The sequence below is a fragment of the Kribbella catacumbae DSM 19601 genome (assembly GCF_000372465.1).
GTDB classification, from domain to species: Bacteria; Actinomycetota; Actinomycetes; order Propionibacteriales; family Kribbellaceae; genus Kribbella; species Kribbella catacumbae.
The window spans coordinates 21,261-29,478 of sequence record NZ_AQUZ01000087.1; the positions used below are offsets into that span (position 1 = coordinate 21,261).

Annotated in this window: 5 protein-coding genes; 3 read left to right on the plus strand and 2 right to left on the minus strand. The window is 68.0% G+C overall.

Features of this window, described 5'->3' with window-relative positions; all coding sequences use genetic code 11:
* Nucleotides 1-8: 8 nt before the first annotated feature.
* Nucleotides 9-2,168, minus strand: a complete 2,160-nt coding sequence (locus A3ES_RS52255; RefSeq protein WP_202806720.1) for a DUF8189 domain-containing protein — start codon at nucleotides 2,166-2,168, stop codon at nucleotides 9-11.
* A 268-nt stretch (nucleotides 2,169-2,436) separates the two neighbouring features.
* On the opposite strand from A3ES_RS52255, the gene A3ES_RS0143260 reads away from it, so the two are divergent.
* Nucleotides 2,437-2,982 (plus strand): hypothetical protein, encoded by a 546-nt coding sequence (locus A3ES_RS0143260; protein ID WP_020393087.1) that lies wholly within the window; start codon nucleotides 2,437-2,439, stop codon nucleotides 2,980-2,982.
* Here the strand turns inward: A3ES_RS0143260 and A3ES_RS0143265 are convergent.
* On the minus strand, nucleotides 2,979-3,962 hold the full coding sequence (locus tag A3ES_RS0143265) for a GNAT family N-acetyltransferase (RefSeq protein ID WP_026163748.1): 984 nt from the start codon (nucleotides 3,960-3,962) through the stop codon (nucleotides 2,979-2,981). The genes A3ES_RS0143260 and A3ES_RS0143265 overlap by 4 nt on opposite strands.
* Nucleotides 3,963-4,078: 116 nt before the next feature.
* Between A3ES_RS0143265 and A3ES_RS0143270 the strand changes: the two genes are divergently transcribed.
* A complete protein-coding gene (locus A3ES_RS0143270) occupies nucleotides 4,079-7,243 on the plus strand; it encodes a S8 family peptidase (protein WP_063746067.1) in 3,165 nt (1,054 codons plus the stop codon).
* Nucleotides 7,244-7,267: 24 nt separating this feature from the next.
* The gene (locus A3ES_RS50475; protein WP_040457066.1) at nucleotides 7,268-8,056 is read left to right on the plus strand and encodes an SDR family NAD(P)-dependent oxidoreductase; all 789 of its coding nucleotides are present in this window, start codon (nucleotides 7,268-7,270) and stop codon (nucleotides 8,054-8,056) included.
* The last annotated feature ends 162 nt before the right edge of the window (nucleotides 8,057-8,218 follow it).

Below are 8,218 nucleotides of genomic sequence, written 5' to 3' on the forward strand. Positions count from 1 at the left end.
GCCGGTGTTCAGTTCAGCACCGCCTGCTCTGTCGTCGTCATCGGCATCTGGTCCGGCGCCGGCTGGTCCAGCCGGAAATCGCTGATCACACCGCCGAGCGCTTCGTACCCGGTGATCGACGGTCCCCAAGCGGTCCCGTCCCACCACTTGTGGTAGAGCCCGCCATCAGTACCGACCACGAACACATCGAGCCGATCGGAGCCCCACGACGTCACTCGCGGCTCGTCGGTGCAGATGCCGCCGAGCGACTCGAACCCGGACCACGAAGTGCCGTCCCACCACTGGTGATAGAGCGCCGAGTCCGTCCCCAGCACGAACACGTCGAGCCGGTTCTCGGCCCACGACACGACAGTCGGCGCGCTCGTGCAGACGCCGCCGAGGTTCTCCCAGTCTGCCGACCACGCAGTACCGTCGTACCACTTGTGGTACAGCGCGGAGTCGGTCCCGATCACGAAGAGGTCGAGCCGGTTCGGACCCCAGGCGACCGCGGTCGGCGGACTGGCGCAGACGCCGCCCAGCGACTCGAAGCCCTGCCAGGCGGAGCCGTCCCACCACTTGTGGTAGACCGCGTTGTCGGTCCCGAGAACGAAGACGTCCAGCCGATCGGTGCCCCAGGCAACTACTTCGGGTGGGCTCATGCAGACCCCACCGAGGTAGTCGAACCCGTTCCACGCCGTACCGTCCCACCACTTGTGGTAGAGCGCGCGGTCCGTCCCGAGCACGAAGACGTCCAGCCGGTCGGTACCCCAGGTCGCCACTCGCGGTGGGCTCATGCAGACGCCACCGAGTGCCTCGTACCCCGTGTCCGATGGTCCCCAGTCGGTGCCGTCCCACCACTTGTGGTAGAGCCCGCGGTCGGTTCCGAGGACGAACGCGTCGAGCCGGTTCGGCCCCCAGGACGCGACTTCAGGCGCACTCATGCAAACACCACCCATGTACTCGTATCCGCTGACGGAAGGCGCCCAGGCCCCGCCGTCCCACCACTTGTGGTACATCGCGCGATCCGTGCCGAGCACGAACGTGTCGACCCGGTCCGAGTCCCACGACACGGCCGGACCAGCCGGCGTCGGCAGCGCGGTACCGGGTCCGGAGCCCTGGTTGAGGCCGGTGCGGACGGTGTCCAGACACGCCTCCATCCGGGCCACCTGGTCGGTCGTGAACATCACCATGCCGCGGTCGTCGGTGTAGTCCATGTAGTTCACGAACAGATCGCCGTTCGGCCCGTTGCTGCAGGACAACTTGGGGAACGTCGGTACGCCGAAGTTCGGGCCGCCCTGGTTGGGCGTGTCCGCGACCTCGTCGCTGCCACTGCACCCGGAGCCGTCGTCACCCCAGATGTGGAACAGGTTCAGGTAGTGCCCGATCTCGTGCGTGGTGGTCCGGCCGAGATCGAACGGCGCCGCGGCCGTCCCGTTCGTGCCGAAGCCGCTGTGCAGGCTGACGACGCCGTCGGTCTCGGCCGGGCCGCCGGGGAACTGGGCGTAGCCGAGCAGGCCGCCACCGAGCTGCCCCACCCAGACGTTCAGGTACCGGTCGGTCGGCCAGGGGTCGACTCCGCCGGTCGCGGACGACTTGATCGCGTCGTCGGTACCGAACGATGTCCGGGTCGTCTGGGTCCGGGTGACTCCCGTGGTCGGGTTGCCGGACGGATCCGTCGTCGCCAGCCGGAACTCGATCCGCGGGTCGGCGACCAGCCCGGTGAACGGCGCGGGCACGATCCCGACGTCGGAGTTGGTGGCCCGGAAGTCGTGGTTCAGGACGTCGAGTTGGCTGTCGATCTGCGCCTGCGAGATGTTCTGCGCGGCGGTGTTCCAGACGACATGCACCACCACCTGGATCCGTGCGACTCCGCTGAACCGTCGATGATCGGCGACGTACTGCGTGGTCGCGTTCTCCAGGTAGGACCGGGCCGCGACGTACTCCGGTGAGGTGGACAGCAGCCGGCGGTGCACGTCCATCACGCCGCAACGGCGTTGACTGGGTTGCTCCACTGACCCGGGGCCGGTCATTCCCGCGGCCGGCCCGGTCTGCGCGGGCGCCATGTTGTTGCCAGCCGGCATACCGCGCGTTCCGTTCGCCGACGGCGTCGCGCCGGTCGGCATCGCTCCGCCGGGCATCTGGTGGCCCCGATCGGACTTTCCCGCTCTCCCGTTGGCCTTCCTCGGCATTTCTCCCCCTTGCACGTACAGGGGCGATGAAGAAGGACGGAACCCATGCAGTACTGGTTCCGGACCGGGACGCTTCCAGATCCCCCAGACCTCTACGTACCCGGCCGAAGACGGCGGTCGTCGCCTTCCCCCACCGAACAGGCTGCCCCCAAGACGCTGCTCGTATCCACCCTCCTCTCGTCACCGCCGGTGCACAAGGCCGTGGGCCCGGGTAGTCGTTGCCCCCGCTTCCTTTGCGAACGTTGGAGAATGGCGTCAGGAGGGGTGGATGAGAAGAGAGCTGTCCGTACCGTTCGAGGTCCGCGGTCATCGCGGGCTGATCAACATCCGGGTGCTGGCCAACGACGACCCCTGGGCGTCGGGGCATCAGCTCGTCGTACCGGATCTGCACGCGGAGTCGTTCCGCGGTTTTCCGATCTGTACTGCGACGTTGAGGTACCACGGGCAAGGGCTCAACGCGGTGATGGGCTGGGTGCAGGTGATCAGCCGTTCGTTTGACGATGAGGTCTCGGTGGATACGTTGCCATTCATCGCTGACGGCGGGCCGCTGTACGCCTATGGGTTCTTGCCGACGTTCTTCGACGCGCCGGCGAATCCCGGTCACCCGGACGGTGTCTGGCGCGCGGACACCTTCCTGGTGATCGTGCCGGACGTGATCCACACCCGCGTGCTCGAACCGGTCGCCGCCTTCACCTGGGGCTACCGCCTCACCGGCGGGTACGCCGACCCGCTCGACCCGGCCCGCCGTACCGCCGACTGGAGCGACCACCGCGCAGTACTGACGAAGACCTACCCGGAGTGGGTGTTCCTCTAGATCTCCAGCTCCCAGTTGGTGCGTAGCGCGACGCGGCGGAAGCCGAGGTGGTCGTTGACGGCGATCATCGGGGCGTTGCTCGTCGCGTTCCAGGTGTGCAGGACGGCCGGGCGGTCGAGGTCGGCCTGCAGTGAGCGGAGGTTGGGGACCTTCACGGCCAGCCCGAGTCGCCGGCCGCGGTGGTCGCGGCGGACAAAGGTGTCCCACTGGTAGAGGCGCTCGGGGTTGGCGGCCGCGCCACCCATCTGCGTGTACGCCGCCAGCTGGCCGTCGGCGTCGACCGCGACCGTGGTGTGGCAGAAGCGTCCTTGCTTGATCCGCCGGGCCTCGGCCTCGCGGATCCGCTCGGGCGTCCAGCGGGTCGGCTCATGGTCCAGCTCGCCCATCGGCACGTCCTCGGTCATCGCGCTGAGCGCGTCGGCGAACTGCTCGATCCACGCTTCGGGGCTGTGCTCGCGCCACTGCACGATCTGGTACCCGTCGACCGGCTGGTCCAGCTCGGCCAACCGCGCGTCCGACAGTGGCAGTTCGAGCACCTGGTGCAGCTCGACGTGCTTCCGGACGAACCCATGCACGGCAGCGAACGCAGTACCGGCGCTTTCTCCGGTGACCGCATCGCCGAGCATCGAGGTCATCAGCAACCGCCGGCCGTCCTGCCGGGCGCGCTCGATGACCTCTTCGAGAAGGCGACTGCCCACGCCCGTACGCCGGTACTTCGCGGCGACAGAGATCTCGACCTCGACGAGATGCGTGTTCTCCTTCAGCCACCAGTCGAGCCAGGCGACCCCGAGCCAGTTGTCACCGTCGACCAGCCCCAGCCCGTCGGCGCGCAGATCGGAGTGCTCATCAGCCATCAACACCCGAGCCTCCTCCAGCCCGAGCCCCACCGGAAACTCGTCCTCCCGCCGCACCTCATCCCGAACCCTGAAGAACCGCCCGAAAACCTCGCCGTCACGCCCATCCACCTTCACGATTTCCACCCGCCGACTCTAGGCCGCCGCACCCCCTGCCCGCCCCTGCTTTTCCCCACCTGAAATGCCCACCACCCCCGCCGGACATAACCAGACATGACCACCCAACGCCCCGGGCGCCCGACATGAGAACCCCCCACCTACTCCCACTACTCCTCCTCACCACCCTCGCCAGCGCGACACCTGCTGTGGGCGCGGCTGCACCACCCCACGTTCCAGCGGCGCAGCATGCCTCGGCCAGCGTGCTCGGCAAAGACCGGGTGATCACGCTGCTCACCGGCGATCGGGTGGTGTTAGTTGGTGGCGACCCGGAGCGGGCACTGGTGCGGCCCGGCGCCGGGCGTACCGGGATCTCCTTCGAGAGCCGCCGAACCGCCACCGACTGGATGGTGCTGCCTTCGGACGTCCGCCAAGCAGTCCACCGCGGCCAACTCGACAAACGTCTGTTCGAGCTGAACGGACTACTCCGCGACGGCTACGACGACAGCACCCGCACCGACATCCCGCTCCTGATCACCGGCCGCTCCACCCGCGCCAAGCCGGCCAACGCAACCATCACCAGAGCCCTCCCAGCCATCAACGGCCTAGCCGTCCGCGTACCGAAGAACAACGCCTCCGCCTTCCTGAAGGCAAACACCTCCACCCAGAAGATCTGGCTGGACGGCAAGCTCCGCACAACCCTCGACCACAGCGTCCCGCAGATCGGCGCCCCAGCCGCCTGGCAGACCGGCCACACCGGCAAGGGCGTGAAAGTCGCCGTCCTCGACGGCGGCATAGACGAAACCCACCCCGACCTGACCGGCCAGGTGATCGCCTCAGCCAACTTCACCAACGAACCCCTCGCCGACGCAGGCGGCCACGGCACCCACGTAGCCTCAACCATCGCCGGCAAGGGCACCAACGGCTACCGCGGCGTCGCGCCAGACGCCAAGCTCCTCAACGGCAAGGTCTGCGACGCCCACGGCTACTGCTCCGAATCAGCCATCCTCGCCGGCCTCGACTGGGCCGTCGCCCAGCACGCGACGATCGTCAACCTGAGCCTCGGCGGCCCAGGCTCGGACCAGATCGACCCGCTCGAGGAAGCCATCGACCGCCTCACCCGGCAAACCGGCACCCTCTTCGTGGTTGCCGCAGGCAACGAGCCCGGCAAGGCAAGAGTCAACAGCCCTGGTACGGCGGAGTCCGCGCTCACCGTCGGCGCCGTCGACTCCCAGGAACGCCTCGCTGACTTCTCCAGCCAGGGCCCCGGCCCGAACGGCGCGATCAAACCAGACCTCACCGCCCCGGGAGTCGGCATCGTCGCAGCCCGATCATCGGCCTCCGAACCGGCCGAGCCAGTAGGCGGCAGCTACACCCGGATGTCCGGTACGTCGATGGCCACCCCACACGTCACCGGAACGGCCGCACTGCTCGCCCAACAGCATGCCAACTGGCAGGCCCCAGAACTCAAAGCCGCCCTGATGGCGACCGCCAAGCCAGCCACCGACCTCACGGCGTACAAGCAAGGTGCCGGCCGCGTCGACGCCGCACGCGCAGTCACGCAATCCATCGTCGCCGAGACCCCGAGCATCCTCTTCGGTACTGCGCTGTGGCCGCACGCCGACGACAAGCCGGTCACCAAACAACTCGTCTACCGCAACGTCGGCAACGCCCCGGTAACCCTTGATCTACAGGCCAAACTCGCCACGGCGAAGCACGACGCTCCTGCCGGCGCGCTTCGGCTGTCTGTTGACAAGCTCACCATCCCGGCGGGCGGCAAGGCATCCGTGCAGCTGACCTCCGACACCACACACAGCGGCCCGGACGGCCTGTACGACGGGAGAGTCGTCGCGACCGCCGGCCAGCAGCAGGTCGTCACGCCCATCGTTGTCGACAAAGAGGTTGAGAGCTACGACCTGACCATCACCCACCTCGGCCGCGACGGCAAGCCCGCCCCCGCGAGCAGCAGCTGGCTGTGGAATCTCGTCACGCAGGAGTTCGACGACGGCGCGGTCGATGCCAACGGCAAGCAAGCCGTTCGGCTGCCGCGTGGAGCATATTTGCTGCAGGCAACGGTCAGTGCCAAAGCGGAGACGTCTCAACTCGTTCAACCGAAGCTCGTGATCGACGGTCACCGATCACTCGTCATCGACGCGCGGAAGGCCAAGCCGGTCAGCGTCACCGTGCCGCGCAAGGATGCGAAGCCGTACCTGACCCAGTCCGGCTTCCACCGCAGTACTCCCGAAGGTCAATGGCTCAGCGTCGGCCAGCTCTTCTTCCCCGGCAGCACGCTCCTCCTCGGCGCGCTTGGCGAACCGGTACCGGCCGATCAGCTGACCTCGTTCGTCATGTCGAGCATCGGCGCGCATGGTCCGGATGGCGAGTTCGCCAACTCGCCGTACACCTACAATCTGCTCGACACCCGCCACGGATCGCCCTTCGACGGGCTGACCAGGACGGTCAGCGATCGGTCGCTGGCGCGAGTGGTGTCGACGTACAACGGCCGCCTCGGTACGCCGGACGCCGCCGCGGTCCAGTTCGCCAGCCAGCCGAAGGTGCGGCCCCCGCTTGGCGTCGGCTTCCGGATGACGCTGCCGGCCAAAGTCGACCAGTACTACGAACCTGGCGCGACCGAGTGGACCCGGATGTACGAGGACGAATCGATCAACCTGTCGTCGCCTGCCCGCCGCCTCCGAGCGGGCAGCACGCTCCACGAGCGATGGAACGCGGCCGTGCACACGCCGGGATTCGCCGGCCAGGGCAGCGCAGTACGGACCGGCGATGCGATCAAGGTGCAACTCTTCTCGCACAACGACCAGGACGGGCATGCCGGGGTCCGGTGGGGGCCTGCGAGGACCAAGTTGTTCCGCGGGGAAGAGTTGGTCGGCGAATCGAAGGAGTTCGGGGTGCTCGAGGCGAGTGGGCTGCCGGCAGGCGATTCGCAGTACCGGCTGGAGAGCTCTGTCGAGGGGACGTCGCTGGTGGCAACCTTCCGCGGTGCGGAAGAACCGCTGCCGATTCGGACCGTTCGCTTCAGCCCGGAGGTCGACTCGCAGAATCTGGTGACCCGCAAGCCTGTCACCGTCCTGCCGTTCTCCTTCGACACCCAGCCCGGTACGCCGCCCGCACAGAAGGTGACAATCCACTACTCCACCGACGGAAAGACCTGGACCTCAGCTGCGATCGCCGGCTCCCGGGCGGTCTTCCCGACCCCGGCAAAGGCAACTCAGATCTCCTTGCGGGCAACCGTCGCCGATCACGTCGGCAACACCACCACCCAGACAGTTCTCAACGCCTACCAGCTGAAGTAGTGCCGTGGTCGGTAGGTTGCGGGAATGAGGACAGTGGTGGTGACCGGCGCCTCGGGCGGAATCGGCGCGGCGATCGTACGACTCCTGCTCGAGCGAGGAGACCGGGTACTCGCAATCGGCCGCTCCGCGGAGAAGCTCGCCGCCTTGCACGACGCCGCCGCGGCGCCGCCCACCGGGCCGGCGCCGCGGCCGCCGGGAGGGGAGCCGGCGCCGCTTCGGCTGGGAGGGGAGCCGGGGTCGGATGCTGCGGGGGAGTTGGTGCCGGTGGTCATCGACCTGGCTCGGCCGGCGGATTTCTCCGGCTACTTCGAGGGTCTCGGCGAGCTGGACGCGTTGGTGCACTGTGCGGGGATCGCCGAGGTGGCGTCGGTCGAGGAGACCGGGCCCGACCTTTGGCAGCGCACGCTGACGGTCAACCTCACGTCTGCCGCGGAGCTGACGAGGGTGTTGCTACCCCCACTTCGCGCCCGCCGGGGTGGGGTGGTTTTCGTGAATCTGGCGCCGCGAATGGGCGTGGTACCCCGCTGGTCGGCATACGTCGGAAGCAAGGCCGCGCTCACCGAGCTAGCCGACGTACTCCGGTCGGAGGAGAAGCAGAACGGCGTACGGGTGACCACGGTCTATCCCGGCGGTACGGCGACCGAGTTGCTGAAAGAGGTCAGGACCCAGTTCGGCGGGTCCTTCACCCCTGAGGACTGCCTCGCCCTGGAAACCGTCGCGCAGTACGTCCTGCTAGCCCTCGACGCCCCACCCGACGGCTACCTGACCGACCTCTCGATCGCCCCCATCGCAGGCAAGCTCCGAAGGCGCTAGCCCAGCCCAACCCACCCTCCCCGCCTACCCCCAACCCCCAACCCCCAACCCCCAACCTTGGGCACCGGCCGGTCGCGATTCTCCACGATCCATGCCCACCGTGTGCCCAAGGTCGTCCCGGCACCCAGCACGGTCACCGCCTTGAGCACCGGCCAGTCGCCC